Below are 23215 nucleotides of genomic sequence, written 5' to 3' on the forward strand. Positions count from 1 at the left end.
TCCGCGCCCAGGAGCAGGCTCGGCATGGCTGATCAGCTGGACGAGACCCGCATGCGCGCGGCGGTGGAGGCCGCCTACCGCGGTCCGCGCGGTGCCAACCCGTTGGTCGGGGCCGTGCTCGTCGCCGCGGACGGCACCGTCCTGGCCGTGGGACATCACCGTGGTGCCGGGAACCTCCACGCCGAGCGGGAGGCACTGACCCGCATCGCCCGCACCTCACCCGGCATGGACCTCTCGGACGCGACGCTCTACTGCAGCCTCGAGCCCTGCCGCCACCACGGGCGCCAACCTCCGTGCACCGAGGCGATCCTCTCCGCCGGGGTCGGGCGCGTCCTCTACGGTGCCGACGATCCCACCCCCGACGCCTCTGGAGGGGCCACGGTGCTGCGCGCGGAGGGGGTCGACGTCGTGGCCGGCGTCCTCGCCGAGGAGTGCCGGCGGATCAATCAGCGCTGGGCCCGGGCCCAGCGTGAGGGGCGCCCCTTCGTCACGGTCCACCTGGCGCAGAGCCTGGACGGTCGCATTGCGGCCGCTGACGGCACCAGCCAGTGGATCACCTCGGCGGCCTCGCGGGAGCACACCCACCGGATCCGCCGGCGGATCGATGCGATCCTGGTGGGCAGCAACACGGCCGCAGTGGATGATCCGCGGCTCACCGCCCGGCTGCCCGACGGGACGCTTTCCGAGCATCAGCCGCTGCGCTGCGTGATGGGCCGGCGTCCGCTGTCCGAGGACGCCCGGCTGCGCCGGGGCCGCCCCGAAGGCGAGGGCTGGGTCCAGCTGCGCACCCATGACCCGCTCGAGGCCCTGCAACGCCTCGGCGAGATCCAGCACGAGGGACACCCGGTGCGGCATGTCCTCATCGAAGGGGGATCCCGCGTGCTGGCCGCCTACTTCGCCCAGGATCTGGTGGACGAGATCTTCGCCTACCAGGCGCCGCTGATCCTCGGCGCCGGACCCTCCAGCGTGGGGGACATCGGCGTCACCACGCTCTCCGCGGCCCGACGCTACGCCCAGGACCCCGCCGAGGGCGGGGCGGTCCGGATCCTCGACGACGACGTCTGCGTCCACCTCCAGCCGGCGGAGGACGCCCATGTCCCCGACTCATCCGACGCTCCGGCCGATCAGGCCGGTGCACCAGCAGACAGGAGCAGCTGACCAGCATGTTCACCGGAATCGTGACAGGCCTCGGCCGGGTGGTCTCCCGGCGGCCGGACCCGGCCCGCGGGGTCGAACGACTGAGCTTCGAGGCGCCCGGACACGTCGAGGGCCTCGCCCTGGGCGGGTCCATCGCCGTCAACGGCGTGTGCGTGAGCGCCACCGCCATCGAGGGTGAGACCGTCAGCGTGGACCTCATCGTCGAGACCCTCAAACGCACCACCATGGGACAGCTCGACGTCGGGGCCCGGGTCAATCTGGAGCGTTGCCTCCCCTCGGGCGCCCGCCTGGACGGACACGTGGTCCAGGGCCACGTGGACGGCATGGGGTCGCTGCTGGAGCGGGACGTCAACGAGGGCCGGCACCGCTTCGCGGTGGGCCGGGATCTGGCCCCGTTCATCGCAGAGAAGGGCTCGATCGCCGTCGACGGCGTGTCGCTGACCGTCACGGCGGTGTCGGACGCGGGCGCGTCCGAGGCATGGTTCGAGGTGGGGCTGATCCCCACCACGTTGGTCGAGACCACGCTGGGCGCGCTGCCCGACGGCGGACAGGTCAACCTCGAGGTGGACGTGCTGGCCAAGTACACCCGCCGGATGCTCGACCTCGACGCTGTCGCTGAGGCCGCTGAGGTCGCTGAGGTCGCTGAGCACGATGACCCGGGCGCCCCCGAGGTTCCGGTGCCGGCCGTCCGGCGGCCGGACACTCCGGCTCCGGTGCTCGACCCGATCGAGGTCGCGCTGAACCAGCTGGCCAAGGGGCGACCCGTCGTCGTCGTCGACGATGCCGACCGCGAGAACGAGGGTGACATCATCTTCCCGGCGGCCGCGGCCACCGAAGAGCTCATGGCGTTCACCGTGCGGCACTCCTCCGGGGTGATCTGCGTGCCGATGAGCCGGGAGCGCGCCGAGCACCTGCGTCTGCCCCCGATGGTGGAGGCCAACCAGGACCCGAAGGGCACCGCCTACACGATCAGCTGCGACGCCGGCTCCGGGGTGAGCACGGGCATCAGCGCCGCAGACCGGGCGCGTACCGCCGCCCTGCTGGCCGACGCCGCCGCCGAGCCGCACGACCTCACCCGGCCCGGCCACCTGTTCCCGCTGATCGCCGACGACGCCGGCGTGCTGGGGCGGGACGGCCACACCGAGGCCGCCGTGGATCTCTGCCGGCTCTCCGGACACCCGGAGGTCGGGGTCATCGCCGAGCTCGTCCATGACGACGGCCGGATGATGCGGCTCCCGGCGCTGCGCGAATTCTCCGACGACCACCAGCTGGCGCTGATCTCCATCGCCGACCTCATCGCGTATCGCGGGGGAGAGCCTCGCCCGGAAGCCGTCATGGACGCCGTGCAGGCCTCCTGGGAGCGCCCCGAGGAGGAGTCCAGCGCATTGGTCACTCCGGGTCCGGTGGTGACGCTGCCCACCGTGCACGGGATCTTCGCCGCCCAGGTGTGGACCGAGCACGCCACAGGCCACGAGCACCTGCTCATCTCCGCCCGGTCCCGGCCCGCCTCGGAGACCGGTGCCGCGGAGGACCGACCGCTGATCCGCATGCATTCCGAGTGCGTGACCGGAGACGTGCTGGGCTCCCACCGCTGCGACTGCGGCACCCAGCTGGCCTCGGCCCTGGAGTCCATCCAGCGCGACGGCGGCCACCTCCTCTACCTGCGCGGTCACGAGGGACGCGGCATCGGGCTGGCCAACAAGCTGCGCGCCTACAGCCTCCAGGAGCAGGGCGCGGACACGGTGGAGGCCAACGAGATGCTCGGCCTTGCCGCGGAGCTGCGTGACTACACCGGCGCCGCGGCGATCCTGCACAGCTGCGGGATCACCCGGCTGACCTTGCTGACGAACAACCCGGACAAGGTGGAGTCCCTGCTGAAGGCGGGGCTCGACGTCCAGCAGGTCCCCTCCAACGGGGTGGTGCACGAGGAGAACCGGAGGTACCTGCGCACCAAGCGGGACCGGATGCGCCACCTGCTGGACCATCTCGGCCTGGAGGACCGCGAGGCCCGTGGGGCCTGGACAGGAGAGGATCCGGGGGCCGCGGAGGAGCAGATCGCCGACCATGAGGAGCCTGCGGAGCGTTCGCGCCCGCTCGACGAACAAGGAGAGAGATGAGCAGCACCGGAACCCCTGAGATCGACACCGCCGAGCTGGAGAGTCTGCGCGCCGCCGCCGAGAAGCCGCTGCGTGTAGCAGTGGTGGCCTCACGCTGGCACACCCAGGTCATGGACGGCCTGATCGCCGGATCCCGCCGCTTCCTGACGCAGATCGGAGTGGAGGACATCACCCTGGTCCGAGCCCCGGGCAGCTTCGAGCTGCCGGTGCTCAGCGCCGCGGCGGCCTCCGAACACGATGCCGTCGTCGCGCTGGGAGTGGTCATCCGCGGGGGGACCCCGCACTTCGACTACGTCTGCCAGGCCGCCACAGATGGCCTGCTGCGGGTCGCCCTGGACACCGGTGTGCCTGTCGGCTTCGGCCTGCTGACCTGCGATGACGAGCAGCAGGCCCTGGAACGCGCAGGTCTGGAGGGCTCCCAGGAGGACAAGGGCTTCGAAGCGGCGCACGCCGCGGTCTCCGCCGCCGTCGAGGCGGCCCGGCTCGCCTCATGACGGGGGAGGCGACGTATGACGGGCCAGAATCGTCGTCGACCCCCGGAAGGGAATACCCTGGGACGGTGAAGAACTTCGACCAGCTCTACGCCGAACTCGCCGAGAAGGCGACCAGCCGCCCGGAGGGGTCCGGCACGGTGGCCGCGCTCGACGCCGGCGTCCACAGCATCGGCAAGAAGATCGTCGAGGAGGCCGCAGAGGTGTGGATGGCCTCCGAGCACGAGTCCGACGAGGCCGCCGCGGAGGAGATCTCCCAGCTGCTCTACCACCTCCAGGTGATGATGCTCGCCAAGGGCCTCAGCCTGGAGGATGTCTACCGACATCTGTGAGCAGCCGGCCCCTGGGCCGACAGCCCGCGAACCATACTCGAACGACATCCGAACAGGGAACGACACCTCCATGCTGCGTGTAGCTGTACCGAACAAGGGCGCCCTCTCCGAGGCAGCCATGGCCATGCTCTCCGAGGCCGGATACGTCCAGCGCCGTGACAAGCGCGAGCTGGTCATGATCGATGAGGAGAACGACGTCGAGTTCTTCTACCTGCGTCCCCGCGACATCGCCGTCTACGTCGGCTCCGGAACCCTCGACGTCGGGATGACCGGCCGCGACCTCTTCCAGGACGCCCGGGTCGACCATGGCGCCGAGGAGATCATGGGGCTGGGATTCGGCGGGTCCACCTTCCGGCTGGCCGGCCCGGCCGGCAGATTCCGTTCTGCCGAGGATCTGGCGGGCAAGCGCATCGCCACCAGCTATGACGGTCTGCTGAGCCGCTGGCTGGAGGACCAGGACCTCCCCGACGTCGAGGTCGTGCACCTCGACGGCGCGGTGGAGACCGCCGTGCGCCTCGGGGTGGCCGACGCGATCGCCGACGTCGTGGAGACCGGCAACACCCTCAAGGCCGCCGGCATGGAGACCTTCGGAGAGCCGATCATGCGCTCCGAGGCGATCATGATCTCTCGCCACGGGGAGCGTCCCGCAGGCATCGACCGGGTGAGCCGGCGTCTGCAGGGCGTCCTGGTGGCCCGCCAGTACGTGATGATGGACTATGACATCCGCCGCGAGCACCTCGAGGCGGCCAGCGCCATCACGCCGGGGCTGGAGTCGCCGACCATCTCGCCGCTGGCCGACGAGAACTGGGTCGCCGTGCGCTCCATGGTGCTCGCCAAGCGGACCAACCAGCTCATGGACGAGCTCTACGAGCTCGGCGCCCGAGCAATCCTGGTCACCTCCATCCACGCCTGCCGGGTCTGAGCGGGGAGGCTCCACGAGATGTCACTGGCCGTGAGAGTGATCCCCTGCCTCGACGTCGACGCCGGCCGGGTGGTCAAGGGCGTGAACTTCGAGAACCTGCGCGACGCCGGAGATCCGGTGGAGCTCGCGCACCGGTACAACGACGCCGGAGCGGACGAGCTGACCTTCCTGGACGTCACGGCCTCGTCCGCGGACCGGGAGACCACCTATGACGTGGTCACCCAGACCGCGGAGGAGGTCTTCATCCCGCTGACCGTCGGCGGCGGGGTCCGCACCCAGGAGGACGTCGCCGCGCTGCTGCGCTGCGGGGCGGACAAGGCCTCCATCAACACCGCTGCGGTGACCCGCCCGGAGGTCATCGACGAGATCACCGGCCGCTTCGGCTCCCAGGTGCTGGTCCTGTCCCTGGACGCCCGGCGCACCGAGGATCTCGGCGTCGCCTCCGGCTTCGAGGTGACCACCCACGGCGGACGCCGGGGGACCGGGATCGATGCGATCTCCTGGTGCCGCGAGGCAGCGGAGCGCGGAGTGGGAGAGATCCTGCTGAACTCCATCGACGCCGACGGCACCCAGAACGGCTTCGACGTCGAGATGATCCGCGCGGTCCGTCACGTGACCACCGTCCCGCTCATCGCCTCAGGGGGAGCCGGCCGCCCGGAGCATTTCCCGGCCGCCATCGACGCCGGCGCCGACGCAGTGCTGGCCGCCTCGATGTTCCACTTCGGCCCGGTCGACATGATCGCCCAGGTCAAGGAAGCCATCCGCGCCGCCGGGCACCCCGTCCGCTGACCTGGCTCGTCCGCCCGCCACCCGCCCATCCGCCGAGGAGCTCGCCATGACCCAGACCCCGCTTCCCGCCGAGATCCGCGAGAAGGTCACCTTCAACGATGCCGGGTTGCTGCCGGCCATCGCTCAGGACGCCGCCAGCGGCGAGGTGCTCATGCTGGCCTGGATGAACGCGGAGGCGCTGGCGTCCACGCTGTCCTCGGGCCGGGCGACCTACTGGTCCCGGTCGCGGGGGGAGCTCTGGCGCAAGGGGGAGACCTCCGGGCATGTGCAGCAGGTCCGTCAGGTGTCGTTGGACTGTGACGGGGACACCGTGCTGCTGACCGTGGACCAGACCGGTCCGGCCTGCCACACCGGCACCCGGACCTGCTTCTCCGGGCGCGAGGTCGTCCTGGAGGGAGGACATGATGACCAGACCTGATCGTCGATTCGGCACCGTCTCTCCCAGCGCCGAGGAGTTCGCCGAGCTGGCCCAGGACCATCGCGTCATCCCGGTGACGATGCGGCTGCTCGCCGACGGGCACACCCCCTTGAGCATCTACCGCGCGCTGGCCGACGGCCGGCCCGGCAGCTTCCTGATGGAGTCTGCGGCCCCGGGGGCCGCATGGTCCCGCCATTCCTTCATCGGGGTGCGCTCGCAGGCCACGCTCTCGGAGCGGGCGGGTCGTGCCGTCTGGCTGGGGGAGCCGCCTGCCGGCACGCCGCAGGAGGGCACCACCGCCGAGGTGCTGCGGGAGAGCCTCGAGTTCCTCGGCGGGGACAACGGCAGGGCGCGCATCGGGCAGCTGCCGCACCTGACCTCCGGACTGGTCGGATACGCCGGCTGGGACGTCGTCCGGCACTGGGAGCGGCTTCCGCACCCTCCGGTGGACGATCTCCACGTCCCGGAGATGGCGATGAACCTGGTCAGCGACCTGGTCGTCCATGACAACCGAGACGGCACCGTCACCCTGGTGGCCAACGCCTTCAACCGCGACGGGCGGGACACCGGGGTGGAGCATGCCTACGCCGACACGGTGGCACGGCTGCAGCAGATGCGCGCCGCGCTCGCCGAGCCGGTGCAGCCGGGAGTCTCCGTGGGCGAGCCGGACTGGCAGGAGGCCGTGGAGGGCGATCTGGAGCATCGGGTCGAGCTCGCCTGGGACCAGGACGAGTACCTGGCGACGCTGGGAAAGGCCAAGCAGGCGATCGTCGACGGCGAGGTCTTCCAGATCGTGGTCTCGCGCCGCTTCGAGGTGGCCACTCAGGTGGACGCGTTGGCGGTGTATCGGATGCTGCGTCTGCTGAATCCGAGCCCCTATATGTACCTGCTGCACTTCGAGACGCCCGAGGGCGAGCCGTACCAGGTGGTGGGCGCCTCTCCGGAGGCGCTGGTCACCGTGGAGGACGGCACCGTGGTCACCCACCCGATCGCCGGCACCCGCCCGCGCGGGGAGACCCCGGCGGAGGACGAGCGGCTGGCTGAGGACCTGCTCGCCGACGAGAAGGAGCGGGCCGAGCACATCATGTTGGTGGATCTGGCGCGCAACGATCTCGCCAAGGTCTGTGTGCCGGGCTCGGTGCAGGTCACCCGGTTCATGGCGGTGGAGCACTTCAGCCACGTGATGCATCTGACCACACACGTCCAGGGTGAGCTCGCGCCCGGATCCTCCTCTTATGACGTGCTCGCAGCCACCTTCCCCGCGGGTACCCTGTCCGGGGCGCCGAAGCCTCGTGCTCTGCAGCTGCTCGATGCCTGGGAGCCGACCGGTCGGGGTGTGTACGGGGGAGTCGTCGGGTACTTCGATTTCTCCGGCCGCATGGACGCGGCCATCGCGATCCGCAGCGCGCTGCTGAAGGGCGGCCGTGCCTACGTGCAGGCCGGCGGAGGGATCGTCGCGGACAGCGACGACGACGCGGAGCGTCTGGAGACTGTGAACAAGGCGGCGGCCCCGCTGCGTGCGGTGCTGGCTGCGGATCGGATGGAGGACGTGCGATGAGCCGACGCACCGTGGTACTGGCCGGGCTGGTCGCCGGAGTGCTGCTGCTCGCATCGGCCACGCAGCCCTGGGTGATCGCCTCCGGGCTGGGCGAGGTCTCGGCGATGGATCGGGTGGAGATCCCCGGCTCCGACATCGCCGACACGGTGACCGCGATGGCGCTGGTGGGCCTGGCTTCCGCGGTCGCGGTGACGATCGCCAGGCGCATGGCGCGGTTCGTGATCGGTCTGCTCCAGCTAGGGGCCGGCGCGGTGGTGACCGTGACGCTGCTGCAGGTGATCGCCGCACCGGGTGAGGCGTCCTTGGGAGCGCTGGGAGAGGTCACCGGGACGACCGAGCTGGCCCAGCACTATGCCCTCGGACCGGCGGTGTGGGTCGGACTGGCCGGAGCGTTCCTGCTGGTGCTCGCCGCGCTCGCACTGCTGGTCTTCTCACGGCGCTGGCCGGACCGGAGCTCGAAGCGGTATGAGAAGTCCCGCGCACCTGCGGGCAGCGAGGAGGATGAGGACGACCCCGACGAGTTCGACCTCTGGGACGGACTCACCGCGGGGGAGGACCCCACGTCCGGCCGTCGCTGAGGATCTCCTGCCCCGGGATTCCCCGGTCGTCCTCGCGGGTGCTCAGCTCCCCACCTCCACCTCCAGCTCAGGGTCCTGGGCCCACTGGCTGAAGCTGCCCGGATACAGCGCCGCCTCGAAGCCTGCCAGATGGGCCGCCAGGGTGGCATGCGCCGCGTTGACCCCGGATCCGCAGTAGCTGATCACAGGCCGGTGCTCCTCAGCCCCGGCCGAGTGCAGCCGGGAGCGCAGCTCCTCGGCGGGCAGGAAGCGGCCGGCGTCGTCGACATTGCCTGCGGTGGGCAGGTTGACGGCACCCGGGATGTGTCCGGCCCGAGGGTCGACCGGTTCATGCTCGCCGGTGAACCGCTCCGGGGCACGCACATCCAGGAGCACACCCGCCGCCGGGCGCCCCGTCTGCAGATCTGCGGACAACCGGCGGACGGTCTCACGATCCACAGAGGCGGCGGACGGCACCCCGTCCGGCTCCCGGAGCGGGTCCTCGAGCAGGATGGTGCTGGGCTCGGGGGCGACCTCCCCGGTCTCCAGCGGCAGGCCGGCCCGTCGCCACGCCTCGAGGGCCCCGTCGAGCACCCGCACGTCCTGCACTCCGGCACGCCGGAGGAGCCACCAGGCCCGCGCCGCGGCCAGGTTCTGCAGATCGTCATGGACCACCACGGTGGTGCCGGGCCGCAGCCCCCAGCGTCTCGCCGCCTGCTGCAGCGTGGCCCGGTCGGGCAGCGGGTGCCGTCCCTGGGCGGCGGGCCGTCCGTGGGCGCTGAGCTCGTGGTCCAGGTCCACGAACACCGCGCCGGGGATGTGGCCCGCACGGTGGTCCTGCCGCCCGTCCGGCCTGTCCAGCCGCCAACGGACGTCCAGCACGGTCGGAGGAACGGGGGAGCACAGCAGCGCGTGAAGCTCGTCGGCGGTGATGAGTGTCGGCATGGACACCACCCTGCTCCGCATCCGGGGCGCTGTCCAGCAGGAGCAGAGGGCCGGGAGCCCCCTGGTGCGCAGGAGGACATCTGGTCGGAGTCCGGCGGGCGGGCATGGCAGAATGGAGGGCGAGCAGACGTGATCGAGAGAGGACTCTGATGACCACCACGCAGCAGCGGACCGTGCGCGACGTCGAGCAGCAGCCGGCCGCCGGTGAACAGCCCGGCGACGCCCACATCCACCACGACCACATCGGTCATGGATCGACCCCTGCCGCCTGGGCTCTCAGCCTCACCCTGATCGTGGGCTCCATCGTGGCGGGCATCGGCTTCGTGATCGAGGTCTGGGTGCTGGCCTACATCGGTGCGGCCTGCGTCCCTCTCGCGCTGATCCTCGGTTGGGGCCTGAAGAAGGCCGGCTACGGTGTGGAGATGGACAGCTGGTCCGTACTGGAACGCGGCGAGGACCCGCGTGACCACCAGGGGCCCGCCATGCCTGACAACACCTCCGGCACGAGCCAGCGCGTCCCTGACGCTTCCACCAGCTGAGCCGCCGGTGAGCACCGAGACCCCCTCCTCCGCCGCGGCCACAGGTACCGTCCTCGACGGCATCATCGCCGGCGTGCGTGAGGATCTCGCCGTCCGCCGGGCCGCGGTCCCGCTGGCCGATCTCGTCGCCCGTGCCGCCGATGCCCCCGCTGCTCGGGATGGTCTCGCCGCCCTGCAGGGAGGCCGCTCGGACGCTCACGGTGTGCGCATCATCGCCGAGGTCAAGCGGTCCTCGCCGTCGAAGGGCGCACTGGCCGACATCCCGGATCCGGCCGAGCTGGCACGTGCCTACCAGGTCGGTGGCGCCGCCGTCGTCAGTGTGCTGACCGAGCAGCGTCGCTTCGCCGGCTCGCTGGCGGACCTCGATGCGGTCCGCGCGGCCGTCGACCTGCCGATCCTGCGCAAAGACTTCATGGTCGAGGAGTATCAGTTCCACGAGGCGCGGGCCCACGGCGCCGACCTCGTGCTGCTCATCGTCGCCGCGCTCGACGACGCACGCCTCCGCGATTTCCTCGCGCTCACCCACGAGCTCGGGATGGAGGCGCTGGTCGAGGCGCACACCGAGGAGGAGATCGCTCGCGCCGTCGATGTGGGCGCGCGCATCGTGGGAGTCAACGTACGCAATCTGAAGACCCTCGACGTCGACGTCGCCCACTACGGCACCATGGCGCGCCATCTGCCCGAGGGCGTGGTCCGCATCGCCGAGTCCGGCGTGGACGGACCCGGGGTGGTCGCCGACTACGCCGCCCAGGGAGCCGATGCGGTGCTCGTGGGGGAGGCTCTGGTCCGCGACGGGGACCCCGCCGCCGCACTGGGCCGCTTTCGCGCCGCCAGCCGCTCCTGAACCCCGGGCCTCGGCGGGCCCGGGCGTGCGGCACGCTTCACCACCTGAACAGGAGAACCTCATGACTGCAGAGTCCGCCTCCGGGAGCTTCCGCGACGCCGCGGGTCCGTACTTCGGGCCCTATGGCGGGCGATGGATGCCCGAATCCCTGGTCGCGGCCCTCGACGAGGTCGAGACGACCTTCCTCGAGGCCCGTGAGGACGAAGAGTTCCTGGCGGAGTTCCACCGGCTCTGCCGGGACTACACGGGCCGGCCCTCGCTGCTGGCGGAGGTGCCGCGCTTCGCCGGAGAACAGGGGGCAGCTCGGATCTTCCTGAAGCGTGAGGACCTCAACCACACCGGTTCGCACAAGATCAACAACGTCCTCGGCCAGGCGCTGCTGGCCCGGAGGATGGGCAAGACGCGACTCATCGCGGAGACTGGCGCCGGTCAGCACGGGGTGGCCACCGCCACCGCCGCGGCTCTGATGGGCATGGAGTGCGTGGTCTACATGGGCGCAGAGGACACTCGTCGCCAGGCCCTCAACGTGGCGCGGATGAGGCTGCTCGGGGCAGAGGTCGTCCCGGTGGAGCACGGAGCCCAGACCCTGAAGGACGCGATCAACGAGGCGCTGCGTGACTGGGTCGCCACGGTGGAGACCACCCACTATCTGCTCGGCACCGTCGCCGGTCCCCACCCGTTCCCCGCCATGGTGCGCTGGTTCCATCAGGTGATCGGGGAGGAGGCCCGCGAGCAGATCCTCGAACAGACCGGCCGGCTCCCGGACGCGGTCTGCGCCTGCGTGGGCGGGGGCTCCAACGCGATGGGCATCTTCCACGGCTTCCTCGACGACGCCGACGTGGACCTCCACGGTTTCGAGGCCGGCGGGGACGGCGTGGACACCGGTCGGCACGCGGCGGCGATCACCCTGGGACGGTCAGGGGTGCTGCACGGAGCGCGCTCCTACCTGATGCAGGACGAGGACGGGCAGACCGTCGACTCGCACTCGATCTCCGCCGGTCTGGACTACCCCTCGGTGGGTCCGGAGCATGCGCATCTGGCCGACGTCGGTCGTGCCGTCTACGAGCCGGTCACCGACGCGGAGTGCATGGTCGCCTTCGAGACGCTGTGCCGCACCGAGGGCATCATCCCGGCCATCGAGTCGGCCCACGCCCTGGCGGGCGCCGCCCGGCTCTCGTCGAGCTGGACCGAGGCGGATCCGGAGGCCGCCGCCGAGCGGATCATCATCGTGAACCTCTCCGGCCGTGGGGACAAGGACGTGGCCACCGCTGCGGAGTGGTTCCGGCTGCTCCCCGGCCAGGCCGATGCGGCCGAGGCCGGACAGACGGACCAGGATGCCGGCCGCGCGCCGGAGACGGGAGTTCAGGCATGAGCGCAGAGAAGATCTCCGGCGCGGCAGCATCGTTGAGCACTGCGCGCTCCTCCAAGACCGCGGCCAGGATCGAAGCCGCCCGGGCCGAGGGCCGAGCCGCGTTCGTGGGGTACCTGCCCGCCGGCTATCCGGACAAGGAGTCCTCCATCGCTGCGGCGCTCGAGCTGGTCCGCAACGGCGCCGACGTCATCGAGATCGGCATCCCGTACTCGGACCCGGTCATGGACGGCCCGGTCATCCAACAGGCCACCACGGAGGTCCTGGCGCGCGGGTTCCGCATCGACGAGGTCTTCGAGATCGTCCAGGCCGTCACTGACGCCACGGAGGCAGCCGTGCTGGTCATGACCTACTACAACCTCATCGACCGCATGGGGGCTGAGGAGTTCGCCCGCCGTCTGGCCGAGGCCGGGGGAGCCGGGGCGATCACCCCGGACCTCATCCCGGACGAGGCTGAGGACTGGATCGCGGCGACCGAGGCCCATGGTCTGGACCGGGTGTTCCTCTCCGCGCCGACCTCGTCCCCGGAGCGGGTCGCGGAGATCGTCCAGGCCTCCCGCGGGTTCGTCTACGCGGTCTCCCTGATGGGTGTGACCGGCGCCCGTTCGGAGGTCTCCCACGCTGCGGAGCGGGTCGTGCGTGCCGCCCATGACGCAGGTGCTGAACGGGTCTGCGTGGGGCTCGGCGTGTCCACACGGGCGCATGTCGAGGAGATCGGCCGCTACGCCGACGGGGTGATCGTCGGCACGGCGCTGGTCGCCGCCCTGCGCGACGGAGGGCCGGAGGAGGTCGGCCGCCTGGCCGGCGAGCTCTCCGGCCGTCCGGCCTGAGCGACGTCCCGGCCGCGCCCGGGGCATCCTGCCTGATCACATTGCACAGCCTGAGCGCCTAGACTGCTCCCCGGTCGGCTCCACGTCAGGAGCGACCGGGCATTCACCACGGAGAGGACGACGCGTCAATGACTTCCACTGCAGCGGCTGCCGCGACGGACGGCGACCTGCTCGCGGGGTTCCCCGCACCGCCCTCCAGCGGTCTCGACCTCGGACCCATCACCCTGAACTTCTATGCGCTGTGCATCGTGGCGGGCATCGTCGCCGCGATCCTGCTGACCTCGCGCCTGTGGAAGTCTCGGGGCGGCAGCGCCGACAACGTCATGGACGCGACCTTGTGGGCCGTCCTGCTGGGCATCATCGGAGGGCGGCTCTACCACGTCTTCTCCTCGCCTGACGCGTACTTCGGCCCGAACTTCGACGGCTCGGGCGATCTTTCGCTGATCCCGCAGATCTGGCGGGGCGGTCTGGGGATCTGGGGTGCGATCCTGCTGGGCGCGGTCGGTGTCTGGTTCGCCTGCCGCCGTTACGGCATGAAGTTCGGCGGATTCGCCGACGCGGTCGTGCCCGGGGTGCTGCTGGCCCAGGCCATCGGGCGCTGGGGCAACTGGTTCAACCAGGAGCTCTATGGCGGTCCGACGGACCTTCCCTGGGGCCTGACGGTGGACATGGAGCACCGGGTGCCGCAGGTCTCGCACATGAGCGAATCCACCCTGTTCCACCCGACGTTCCTCTACGAGAGCATCTGGAACCTCCTCGGCGTGGTGGCGCTGCTGTTCCTGTATCGGCGGTTCCAGTTCAAGCAGGGCATGCTGGCCTGGACCTACGTGGCTTACTACACGCTGGGCCGCTTCTGGATCGAGAGCCTGCGCATCGACGAGCTGGACAAGTCGACACAGTTCATCAACATCCTCGGGCTCAACTGGCGCCTGAACATGTGGGCCGCCGTGCTCACCTTCCTGGTCGCCGTCGCGATGCTCTACGTGCTGTGGTCGAAGCGTCCGCGCACCGCGGAGCAGCTCGCCGAGGAGCAGGAGGTGTTCACCCCCGGTCACGGCCCCCGCGCGGAGATCGCAGACGGCGCGGCCGACGGTGATGACGACAGCGCAGGCGACGGTGATGAAGACAGCGCAGCAGACGCCCAGGACACTGCCGATGCCGACGGTGAGGCTGCCGACGACGTCGACGCCGAGGATGCCTCCTCCCGTCCGGATCCTGAGACTGTCTCTTCGGATCCGCGAGGACAAGCCTCGGGAGGCTCCGCGAAGGAGAGCTGAGCCACGCGCCGCAGGCGCTCCGTGTTCCAGATCGTGAGATGCGATTTGCGTCCACGGTGCCTGCGCGCGGAAGATTGGTCTGATCAGCCTGAGACTCAGGCAACACCGGTGTGCCCGTCGACTCGCATCCGTTGACGACGGCCACCCGAGGCTGGCCACGGCCCATGCGCGAGCGCGAACCACGCTGCTCCGCCTGAGCGCCGAGAAGCATGAGACGCACGACGAGGGCGCCCGGCCCGTTCGCGAGAAACAGCGGTGGGCGGTGCGACCGCCCCGGCGGAACGCGTCCCTCCAGCACACAGGGGTCGATGATGTCCCCTCCCATGGAACGTCCGTATGCGGAGGAAGGAACACCGTCATGTCCACACAGGGATCGCTGGGCACATACAGCCCTGCTCCTGCCGATGGCGCGCAGGGTCCTGCCGAGGGGGTCGTGAGCCCCTTCGTGCGTTTCTCCGCCTACCCGGAGAAGAACGGCCTCTACAGCCCGGAGAACGAGCACGAGAACTGCGGCATGGCCGCCGTCGCGACACTCCGCGGCGAGCCCGGCCACGACATCGTCGACCATGCCCTGGTGGCGCTGCGCAACCTCGAGCACCGCGGTGCGGTCGGCAGCGACGTCGGCACCGGTGATGGTGCTGGACTGCTGACGCAGATCCCGGACGAGTTCTTCCGTGCTGTGGTCGACTTCGAGCTCCCCGCCGTCGGCGGCTACGCCGCCGGCACGGCGTTCCTTCCGCAGTCGGAGTCTGAGCGTGAGCAGATGTGCCTCTCGCTGGAGGACCTGGCGGCAGAGCAGGGCCTGACGGTGCTCGGCTGGCGTGAGGTGCCCATCGACGATTCGATGATCGGAACCCTGGCCCGGGAATCCATGCCGCATTTCCGGCAGCTCTTCGTGGCGCTGGCACCCGAGGGTTCGGAGGAGTTCAGCTTCTCCGCTCCGGGCACCCTGGACCAGCGCGCCTGGCGTCTGCGCAAGCGCGGCCAGAACCGCCTCGGTGTGTACTTCCCCTCGCTGTCCTCGAAGACGATCACCTACAAGGGCATGCTGACCACCGCGCAGCTCGAGCCGTTCTTCCCGGATCTCTCTGACGAGCGGTTCAAGACGACCCTGGGCATCGTCCACTCCCGCTTCTCCACGAACACGTTCCCGTCCTGGCCGCTCGCCCAGCCGCTGCGCAACATCGCGCACAATGGCGAGATCAACACGGTCAAGGGCAACCGGAACTGGATGCGCGCCCGTCAGTCGATGATGGCCGGCGAGCTCCTGGGGGAGGACCCGGAGTACCTCTTCCCGATCTGCACGCCGGGTGCCTCGGACTCCACATCCTTCGACGAAGCCGCCGAGCTGCTCATGCTCTCCGGTCGTCCGTTGGCCCAGTCGATGCGCATGATGGTGCCGGAGGCGTGGGAGAACCACGAGTCCATGGACCCGGATCTGCGCGCCTTCTACCGCTACCACTCCATGCTCATGGAGGCGTGGGACGGACCTGCCGCCATCGCCTTCACCGATGGTCAGCAGGTCGGCGCGGTGCTGGACCGCAACGGCCTGCGTCCGGCCCGCTACTGGGTCACCGACGACGGACTGGTGGTGATGTCCTCGGAGGTCGGCGTCGTCGACCTGGAGCCTTCCCGCATCGTCCGCAAGGGTCGGGTGGCCCCGGGCATGATGTTCCTGCTCGACACGGTCGAGGGCCGGATCATCGAGGACGAGGAGATCAAGTCCGGATTCGCCTCCTCCCAGCCCTGGCAGGAATGGGTGGACGAGAACCTCATCGAGCTGGAGGACCTCCCGGAGCGTCTCCACGTGCGCCACCCCAAGGAATCGGTGCGTCTGCGTCAGCAGACCTTCGGCTACACCCACGAGGAGCTGCGCATCCTGGTGGGTCCCATGGCCTCCACCGGGGCGGAGCCGCTCGGTGCGATGGGCACCGACACTCCGATCGCGGTGCTCGCTGACCGTCCGCGGCTGCTCTTCGACTACTTCGTGCAGAATTTCGCCCAGGTGACCAACCCCCCGCTGGACGCGATCCGCGAGGAGCTGGTGACCTCATTGGGGCTGCACATCGGCCCCAACGGCAACGTGCTGACCACCGACAAGGTGAGTGCGAAGCAGGTCGCCCTGGACTTCCCCGTCATCGACAACGACCAGCTGGCCAAGATCGCCAACATCCGCAGCGAGGACGGCCACAAGATCGCGATGAAGGTGCGCGGACTCTACCGGGTCGGCAGCACCGAGGAGGAGTTCCGTCAGCGCATCCGTGATCTGTGCGAGCAGGTCTCGGCGGCGGTGAACCGCGGCGTCAGCTACATCGTGGTCTCCGACCGTGACTCCAATGCGCAGTGGGCCCCGCTTCCCTCGCTGCTGCTGCTCTCGGCCATCCATCATCATCTGCTGAAGTCCGCCAACCGGACCCGCGCCTCGCTCATCGTGGAGGCCGGCGACGTCCGCGAGGTGCACCATGTGGCCTGCCTGATCGGCTACGGCGCGGCCGCCGTCAACCCCTACCTGGCCATGGAGTCGGCCGAGGACATGGTCCGCCGCGGTGAGATCACCGGCGTCTCCGAGTCGCAGGCGGTGCACAACCTGCTGACCGCTCTGGGCAAGGGCGTGCTGAAGATCATGTCCAAGATGGGCATCTCCACTGTGGCCTCCTACTGCGGCGCGCAGACCTTCGAGGCGGTCGGTCTGGCGCAGAACGTGGTGGACCAGTACTTCTCAGGCACCCATTCGCCGATGGGCGGGGTGGGTCTGAAGGTCATCTCCGCGGAGGCCATGTCTCGGCATTCCAAGGCCTACCCGCAGGATGGCAACGACATGGGCCGCGGCGACGAGCTGGAGGTCGGCGGAGAGTACCAGTGGCGCCGTGAGGGCCCGCCGCACCTGTTCAACCCGGAGACCGTCTTCAAGCTGCAGCACTCCACGAAGACGCGGCGCTACGACGTCTTCAAGCAGTACACCAAGGCGGTGGACGATCAGTCCCAGGCCCTGATGACGCTGCGCGGGCTGATCAAGCTGCAGGGGAACCGCAGCTCGATCCCGGTCTCCGAGGTCGAGCCGGTCAGCGAGATCGTCAAGCGTTTCAACACCGGGGCGATGAGCTACGGCTCCATCTCCCAGGAGGCCCATGAGACCCTGGCGATCGCCATGAACCGCCTGGGTGCGCGCTCCAACACAGGGGAGGGCGGGGAGCACCCGGCCCGACTGGTGGATCCGGAGCGCCGCAGCGCGATCAAGCAGATCGCCTCCGGCCGGTTCGGCGTGACCAGCCAGTACCTCACCCATGCCGACGACCTGCAGATCAAGATGGCCCAGGGCGCCAAGCCCGGTGAGGGTGGCCAGCTGATGGGCAAGAAGGTCTATCCCTGGGTCGCCGAGACCCGTCACTCCACACCGGGTGTCTCGCTGGTCTCCCCGCCTCCTCACCATGACATCTACTCCATCGAGGACCTCGCCCAGCTGATCTATGACCTCAAGCGGTCGAACACGGGTGCCCGGGTCCATGTGAAGCTCGTGGCGCTCAACGGAGTGGGAACGGTGGCGGCCGGCGTGACCAAGGCCAAGGCCGACGTCGTGCTCATCTCCGGGCACGACGGCGGCACAGGCGCCTCCCCGCTGAACTCGCTCAAGCATGCCGGCGCCCCCTGGGAGCTCGGATTGGCCGAGGCTCAGCAGACGCTGATGCTCAACGGCCTGCGCGAGCGGGTCACCGTGCAGGTCGACGGCCAGCTGAAGACCGGCCGCGACGTCGTCATCGCTGCGCTGCTGGGTGCGGAGGAGTATGGCTTCGCGACCGCCCCGCTGGTGGTCTCGGGCTGCATCATGATGCGCGTGTGTCACCTGGACACCTGCCCGGTGGGCGTCGCCACGCAGAACCCGGTCCTGCGTGAGCGCTACACCGGCCAGGCCGATCATGTGGTGAACTTCTTCGAGTTCGTCGCCCAGGAGGTGCGCGAGTACCTGGCCGAGCTGGGCTTCCGCACCCTGGACGAGGCGATCGGGCACATCGACTCCCTGGACCTCGATGATGCCAAGCGTCACTGGAAGACCGACGGCCTCAACCTGGACTCCGTGCTCGGCGGCTATGACCCGGAGGACCCGGCGATCCGCGGGGGACTGCGTCGCACCGGCGGGCAGGACCACGAGCTGGAGAAGCACTTCGATGTGGCGCTGATTGAGCAGGCCCAACCGGCGATCCGCCACGGGCAGCACGTCACGCTGCAGCGCAAGATCATCAACACCGACCGTTCGGTGGGGACCATGCTCGGCCATGAGGTGACCAAGGCGCTGGGGCTCCGGACCCTCGACCCGGACACCATCGAGGTGGACCTGGTCGGCGAGGCTGGCCAGTCCCTGGGGGCTTTCCTGCCGCATGGGATCACCCTGCGGCTCTCCGGCGATGCGAACGACTACGTCGGCAAGGGGCTCTCGGGAGGACGCGTCGTCGTCCACCCGGACCCCTCGGCGCCGCTGGTCGCCGAGACCAATGTCATCTCCGGCAACGTGATCGGCTACGGAGCGACCTCCGGCGAGCTGTTCCTCCGTGGACAGGTGGGGGAGCGGTTCCTGGTCCGAAACTCCGGGGCCACCGCCGTCGTGGAGGGAATCGGAGACCACGGCTGCGAGTACATGACAGGTGGTCAGGCGCTGATCCTCGGCCCCACGGGCCGGAACTTCGGCGCCGGCATGTCCGGCGGCACCGCCTTCGTGCTGGACTTCGATGAGGACCGCATGAACAACCAGGCCCGCTCCGCCCGTGACCTGCTCCTGCTCCCTCCGGACGAGGAGGACCAGCAGATCATCCTGGACCTGCTCCGCCGCCATGTGGAGGAGACCGGCTCGGCAGTGGGCGAGCGCCTGCTGGCAGACCCTGCCGGCACCTTCGGGCGCATCACCAAGGTGCTGCCCCGCAACTACGACGCCGTGCTGCGTGCCCGCTCCTCCGCCCTGGATGACGGGCTGGACCCGGACGGGGACGAGACGTGGCAGAAGATCCTGGAGGTGACCCGTGGCTGATCCGCGCGGATTCATGAAGCACCGTGAGCGCCAGGACCGGCCCTCACGCCCCGTGCCCGTACGCATCATGGACTTCAAGGAGGTCTACGAGCGACAGCAGAAGGGCACGGTGCAGACCCAGGCCAGCCGTTGCATGGACTGCGGCATTCCGTTCTGCCATACGGGCTGCCCGCTGGGGAACCTCATCCCGGAGTGGAACGACCTCATCTGGCGGGATCAGATGGAGGAGGCCTCCGCCCGGCTGCACATGACCAACAACTTCCCGGAGTTCACCGGGCGCATCTGCCCCGCCCCCTGCGAGACCTCCTGCGTGCTGGGCATCAACCAGCCTGCAGTGACGATCAAGCAGTCCGAGGTCTTCATCGCCGACGAGGCCATCGCCAACGGCTGGGTGGAGCCTGTCCTGCCGCAGCGGCTGACCGGCAAGACCGTGGCGGTGGTGGGTTCCGGGCCGGCTGGCCTGGCCGCGGCCCAGCAGCTGACCCGTGCCGGACACACCGTGGCCGTCTACGAGCGGGACGACAGGCTCGGCGGACTGCTGCGCTACGGGATCCCGGACTTCAAGATGGAGAAGCACCACGTCGACTTCCGGGTCGAGCAGATGGAGGCGGAGGGCACGCGCTTCTACACCTCCACGGCCATCGGTGAGGACATCACCTGGGACTCGCTGCGCGAGAGCTACGACGCCGTCGTGGTCGCCACCGGCGCGATGGTGCCGCGAGACCTGCCGATTCCGGGTCGAGGCCTGGACGGCGTGCACTACGCCATGGAGTACCTGGTGCAGTCGAACAGGGCGACGCACGGAGACTCGGTGCCGGAGCAGATCCATGCCGAGGGCAAGCACGTGATCGTGCTCGGCGGTGGTGACACCGGTGCGGACTGCATCGGCACCGCGCATCGTCATGGCGCGGCCTCGGTGACCACGCTGGCCATCGGCACGCAGCCCCCGGAGTCCCGCGCGGCTCATGAGCCCTGGCCCATGGATCCGAAGATCTTCGAGGTCACCTCGGCCGACCAGGAGGGCGGGGAGCGTCGCTACCTGGCCTCCACCGTCGAGTTCCTCGGCGATGAGCACGGTCGGGTGCGTGCGCTGCGCGTGGCTGAGACCGAGTACAACGCGGACGGTTCGCGCACGCCGAAGGCAGGCACCGAGCATGAGATCCCTGCGGATCTGGTGCTGCTCGCGCTCGGCTTCCTCGGCGCGGAGCAGGCCTCCCTGTCCGACCAGATCGGCACGACCTTCGATCGTCGCGGCAACGTGGTCCGCTCGGAGGACTACATGACGTCCTCGGACGGCGTCTTCGCCGTGGGCGACGCCGGACGGGGGGCATCGCTGGTGGTCTGGGCCATCGCCGAGGGGCGCGCGGCCGCCAAGGAGGTCGACGAGTACCTGGAGGGGTCCTCCCGCCTGCCGGCCCCGGTCAAGCCTTCGGACCGGGCGATCTCGCTGAGCGGGTGAGCGTCCGGCCCTCCGTGAGATAGGCTCATGGTGTCGGCCGCCGGATCTCCGGCGTGCCCTCCAGCTGGCCCAGCGTCGTGCCAGAGGATCGAGAACTTGACAGTCCTATACGACAAAGGGTGAGGCATGAGACACGCGAAGATCGTCGCCACCTTCGGACCGGCGACCGCCGGCTATGAAGTGACGCGCCAGCTCGTCGAAGCAGGGGTGGACGTCGCCCGGGTGAACATGAGCCACGGCGACTACACCGTCCATGAAGAGACCTACCGCACCGTCCGCGAGGTGTCCAAGGACCTGCGCCAGGCGGTGGCCATCTTCGCTGACCTGCAGGGACCCAAGATCCGCCTGGGGCGCTTCATCGAGGGCGAGCACGTGCTCGCCGAGGGCGATCGGTTCACGATCACCATCGACGACATCGACGGCACCAAGGAGCGCTGCTCCACGACCTTCAAAGGTCTGCCCGGTGATGTGAAGCCCGGCGACACTCTGCTGATCGACGACGGCAAGGTCTCCCTGCGGGCCCTGGAGGTGACCGACACCGACGTCCTGACCGAGGTGGAGGTCCCTGGCAAGGTCTCCAACAACAAGGGCATCAACCTGCCCGGTGTGGCCGTCTCCGTGCCGGCGCTGAGCGAGAAGGACGAGGAGGACCTGCGGTGGGCCCTGCGCATGGGCTTCGACATGGTCGCCCTGTCGTTCGTGCGTGACGCCACGGACATCGAGGCTGTCCATCGGATCATGGATGAGGAGGGCCGGCGCGTGCCGGTCATCGCCAAGGTCGAGAAGCCGCAGGCGGTGGACGCGCTGCAGGACATCGTGGACGCCTTCGACGCGGTGATGGTCGCCCGTGGTGACCTGGGTGTGGAGCTTCCGCTGGAGGAGGTCCCGATGGTGCAGAAGCGCGCCATCGAGCTGGCCCGCCGCTGGGCGAAGCCGGTCATCGTGGCCACCCAGGTGCTGGAGTCCATGATCGACAACCCCCGTCCTACCCGCGCGGAGGCTTCGGACTGCGCCAACGCAGTGCTCGACGGCGCTGACGCGGTCATGCTCTCCGGGGAGACCTCGGTGGGCAAGTACCCCGTCAAGACCGTAGAGACCATGGCCTCTATCATCGAGGCGACCGAGCGCAAGGGCCTGGGTCGGATCCCACCGCTGGGTTCCACCCCTCGTACCCGTGGAGGCGCGGTCACCCGCGCGGCCGCCGAGATGGCGGAGCAGCTGGGTGTGAAGTATCTGGCCACGTTCACCCGCTCAGGCGACTCGGCCCGGCGGCTGTCCCGTCTGCGTCGTGAGCAGCCGATCTTCGCCTTCACCCACGTGGAGCACACCCACAACATCATGTGCCTCAGCTGGGGCGTGCAGCCTCGGTGGGTGGAGTTCGCCTCCCACACGGACAAGATGACCGCACAGGTGGACAAGCTTCTGCTGGAGGAGGGCATCGCCCAGCCGGAGGAGCTGGTGGTCATCGCGGCCGGTTCGCCTCCAGGTCAGGCCGGCACCACGAACATGGTCAAGGTGCACCGCATCGGTGACATCTCGGACGCGGCGGACATCGATTCGCTGCGGCGCGGTGACGCCCCGCCGAACCGCGAGCCGGTGGGGCCGTGGCCGGCGCGCAGCGCGGACAGCGCACTCTGAGGGGCTCGTCCCCTCTCTGCATGACGGAGCCCCGTGGCGATCTCGCCACGGGGCTCCGTCATGCCCGGGTCGGTGTGTCCGCCGTGGCCAGCTATCCGGGGTAGTGCGGAGCCCAGGTGAGGAAGGCGGCTCCGACCCCGACGCCGAGCAGGCTCCCCAGCATCACCTCGAGGGCGCTGTGGCGCTGCAGGACGAGCCGGGCCCAGCACACGAGCATCCAACAGGCTGCCCCGAGCGCCCACCAGGTGTCTCCGGGAAGTCCGGCGGGGACGACGAGCCCGGTCAGCGCAGCCAGGATCGCGTGCACGCTGATCTTGACGCGGGTGTTGACGACCATGACGGCGAGCAGCGTCCCGACCCCGAGGCCTGCGGCGAGGCGGACGTCGACGGTGGTCGGAATGATCAGCAGCAGAGCAGTCCCGAGCAGCATGGAACCCAGGGCGAGGGCATAGACCAGGTGCCGCTGGCTTCGGTGGCGGACGTATCGGTCAGTGGCCGCCCCGCGACGGACCAGCACGAGGATGATCGCCCACGGGACGACCGCGAGGAACGTCACCGCGATGAGCGATGCCCACCACCACAGGGGGTCGGTGAGCACAGCCACCTGGACCAGCAGCACGGCGATGAGCGGGGAGGGGCTCAGCACGTCGGTGAGCAGCTGGGCGAGGCGGAGGCGAGCGCGACGACGCATGATGTCAGAGTCTAGGCCGCCGAGGCTTCCACGAGGTGCCGCAGGAAGATCCCTGCAGCATTTCTGGTGCCCGAAGTGGGACTCGAACCCACACACCAGAGGTACCGCATTTTGAGTGCGGCGCGTCTACCAATTCCGCCATTCGGGCCGGTGCCAGTCCTCAGGGCGTCTGTTCGTCTCATGGAGGCGACCCTGAGGTGCCTGAACAGCATAGCGGGCGATACCCTAAAGGGGACAACCGGCCCGTCCATCAGCCGTCTGCCC

19 protein-coding genes and 1 tRNA gene are annotated in these 23215 nt (G+C 69.6%); 17 read left to right on the plus strand and 3 right to left on the minus strand.

Annotated elements, in window-relative coordinates; translation table 11 throughout:
* The first annotated feature begins 24 nt into the window (after positions 1–24).
* From ribD to HNR09_RS13565, 9 genes are all read left to right on the plus strand, one after another.
* Complete coding sequence (gene ribD, locus HNR09_RS13525; RefSeq protein WP_246348850.1) at positions 25–1158, plus strand: bifunctional diaminohydroxyphosphoribosylaminopyrimidine deaminase/5-amino-6-(5-phosphoribosylamino)uracil reductase RibD; 1134 nt, start codon at positions 25–27, stop codon at positions 1156–1158.
* A gap of 5 nt (positions 1159–1163) precedes the next feature.
* Positions 1164–3275 (plus strand): 3,4-dihydroxy-2-butanone-4-phosphate synthase, encoded by a 2112-nt coding sequence (ribB, locus tag HNR09_RS13530; protein ID WP_179542512.1) that lies wholly within the window; start codon positions 1164–1166, stop codon positions 3273–3275.
* Positions 3272–3769, plus strand: a complete 498-nt coding sequence (ribH, locus tag HNR09_RS13535) for a 6,7-dimethyl-8-ribityllumazine synthase (protein WP_179542513.1) — start codon at positions 3272–3274, stop codon at positions 3767–3769. Before ribB ends, ribH begins: the two co-directional genes overlap by 4 nt.
* 65 nt (positions 3770–3834) lie before the next feature.
* On the plus strand, positions 3835–4098 hold the full coding sequence (locus tag HNR09_RS13540) for a phosphoribosyl-ATP diphosphatase (RefSeq protein WP_179542514.1): 264 nt from the start codon (positions 3835–3837) through the stop codon (positions 4096–4098).
* 70 nt (positions 4099–4168) lie between these two features.
* Entirely contained in the window at positions 4169–5020 is an 852-nt protein-coding gene (gene hisG / locus HNR09_RS13545; protein ID WP_179542515.1) for an ATP phosphoribosyltransferase, read from the plus strand.
* 18 nt (positions 5021–5038) lie between these two features.
* Positions 5039–5809, plus strand: coding sequence for an imidazole glycerol phosphate synthase subunit HisF (gene hisF, locus HNR09_RS13550; RefSeq protein WP_179542516.1), 771 nt, complete (start codon positions 5039–5041; stop codon positions 5807–5809).
* A gap of 46 nt (positions 5810–5855) precedes the next feature.
* Complete coding sequence (gene hisI, locus HNR09_RS13555; RefSeq protein ID WP_179542517.1) at positions 5856–6227, plus strand: phosphoribosyl-AMP cyclohydrolase; 372 nt, start codon at positions 5856–5858, stop codon at positions 6225–6227.
* Positions 6214–7785, plus strand: a complete 1572-nt coding sequence (locus HNR09_RS13560; RefSeq protein ID WP_179543213.1) for an anthranilate synthase component I — start codon at positions 6214–6216, stop codon at positions 7783–7785. The genes hisI and HNR09_RS13560 overlap by 14 nt, the downstream gene beginning before the upstream one ends.
* The gene (locus HNR09_RS13565; protein ID WP_179542518.1) at positions 7782–8363 is read left to right on the plus strand and encodes a Trp biosynthesis-associated membrane protein; all 582 of its coding nucleotides are present in this window, start codon (positions 7782–7784) and stop codon (positions 8361–8363) included. Before HNR09_RS13560 ends, HNR09_RS13565 begins: the two co-directional genes overlap by 4 nt.
* A gap of 42 nt (positions 8364–8405) precedes the next feature.
* On the opposite strand, the gene HNR09_RS13570 is transcribed toward HNR09_RS13565, so the two are convergent.
* Complete coding sequence (locus tag HNR09_RS13570; protein ID WP_179542519.1) at positions 8406–9287, minus strand: sulfurtransferase; 882 nt, start codon at positions 9285–9287, stop codon at positions 8406–8408.
* A gap of 149 nt (positions 9288–9436) precedes the next feature.
* Between HNR09_RS13570 and HNR09_RS13575 the strand changes: the two genes are divergently transcribed.
* The 8 genes from HNR09_RS13575 (at position 9437) to pyk (ending at position 22260) form a co-directional block, all read left to right on the plus strand.
* Complete coding sequence (locus HNR09_RS13575; RefSeq protein WP_179542520.1) at positions 9437–9826, plus strand: HGxxPAAW family protein; 390 nt, start codon at positions 9437–9439, stop codon at positions 9824–9826.
* Between the two features lie 7 nt (positions 9827–9833).
* Positions 9834–10670, plus strand: a complete 837-nt coding sequence (gene trpC / locus HNR09_RS13580) for an indole-3-glycerol phosphate synthase TrpC (protein WP_179542521.1) — start codon at positions 9834–9836, stop codon at positions 10668–10670.
* 61 nt (positions 10671–10731) lie between these two features.
* Positions 10732–12042, plus strand: coding sequence for a tryptophan synthase subunit beta (trpB, locus tag HNR09_RS13585; protein WP_179542522.1), 1311 nt, complete (start codon positions 10732–10734; stop codon positions 12040–12042).
* Positions 12039–12869, plus strand: a complete 831-nt coding sequence (trpA, locus tag HNR09_RS13590) for a tryptophan synthase subunit alpha (RefSeq protein ID WP_179542523.1) — start codon at positions 12039–12041, stop codon at positions 12867–12869. The genes trpB and trpA overlap by 4 nt, the downstream gene beginning before the upstream one ends.
* A 128-nt stretch (positions 12870–12997) precedes the next feature.
* The gene (gene lgt, locus HNR09_RS13595; protein WP_179542524.1) at positions 12998–14146 is read left to right on the plus strand and encodes a prolipoprotein diacylglyceryl transferase; all 1149 of its coding nucleotides are present in this window, start codon (positions 12998–13000) and stop codon (positions 14144–14146) included.
* Between the two features lie 358 nt (positions 14147–14504).
* Positions 14505–19163 (plus strand): glutamate synthase large subunit, encoded by a 4659-nt coding sequence (gltB, locus tag HNR09_RS13600; RefSeq protein ID WP_179542525.1) that lies wholly within the window; start codon positions 14505–14507, stop codon positions 19161–19163.
* Positions 19156–20622, plus strand: coding sequence for a glutamate synthase small subunit (locus HNR09_RS13605; protein WP_179542526.1), 1467 nt, complete (start codon positions 19156–19158; stop codon positions 20620–20622). Before gltB ends, HNR09_RS13605 begins: the two co-directional genes overlap by 8 nt.
* A 126-nt stretch (positions 20623–20748) precedes the next feature.
* Entirely contained in the window at positions 20749–22260 is a 1512-nt protein-coding gene (gene pyk, locus HNR09_RS13610; RefSeq protein ID WP_179542527.1) for a pyruvate kinase, read from the plus strand.
* A gap of 91 nt (positions 22261–22351) precedes the next feature.
* On the opposite strand, the gene HNR09_RS13615 is transcribed toward pyk, so the two are convergent.
* Together HNR09_RS13615 and HNR09_RS13620 are read right to left on the minus strand one after the other, a co-directional pair.
* Positions 22352–22951, minus strand: a complete 600-nt coding sequence (locus tag HNR09_RS13615; protein ID WP_179542528.1) for a hypothetical protein — start codon at positions 22949–22951, stop codon at positions 22352–22354.
* A 64-nt stretch (positions 22952–23015) separates the two neighbouring features.
* Positions 23016–23099: transfer RNA gene (locus HNR09_RS13620), tRNA-Leu, on the minus strand.
* Positions 23100–23215 lie beyond the last annotated feature (116 nt).

The organism is Nesterenkonia xinjiangensis (assembly GCF_013410745.1).
In the GTDB taxonomy this organism is placed as follows: domain Bacteria; phylum Actinomycetota; class Actinomycetes; order Actinomycetales; family Micrococcaceae; genus Nesterenkonia; species Nesterenkonia xinjiangensis.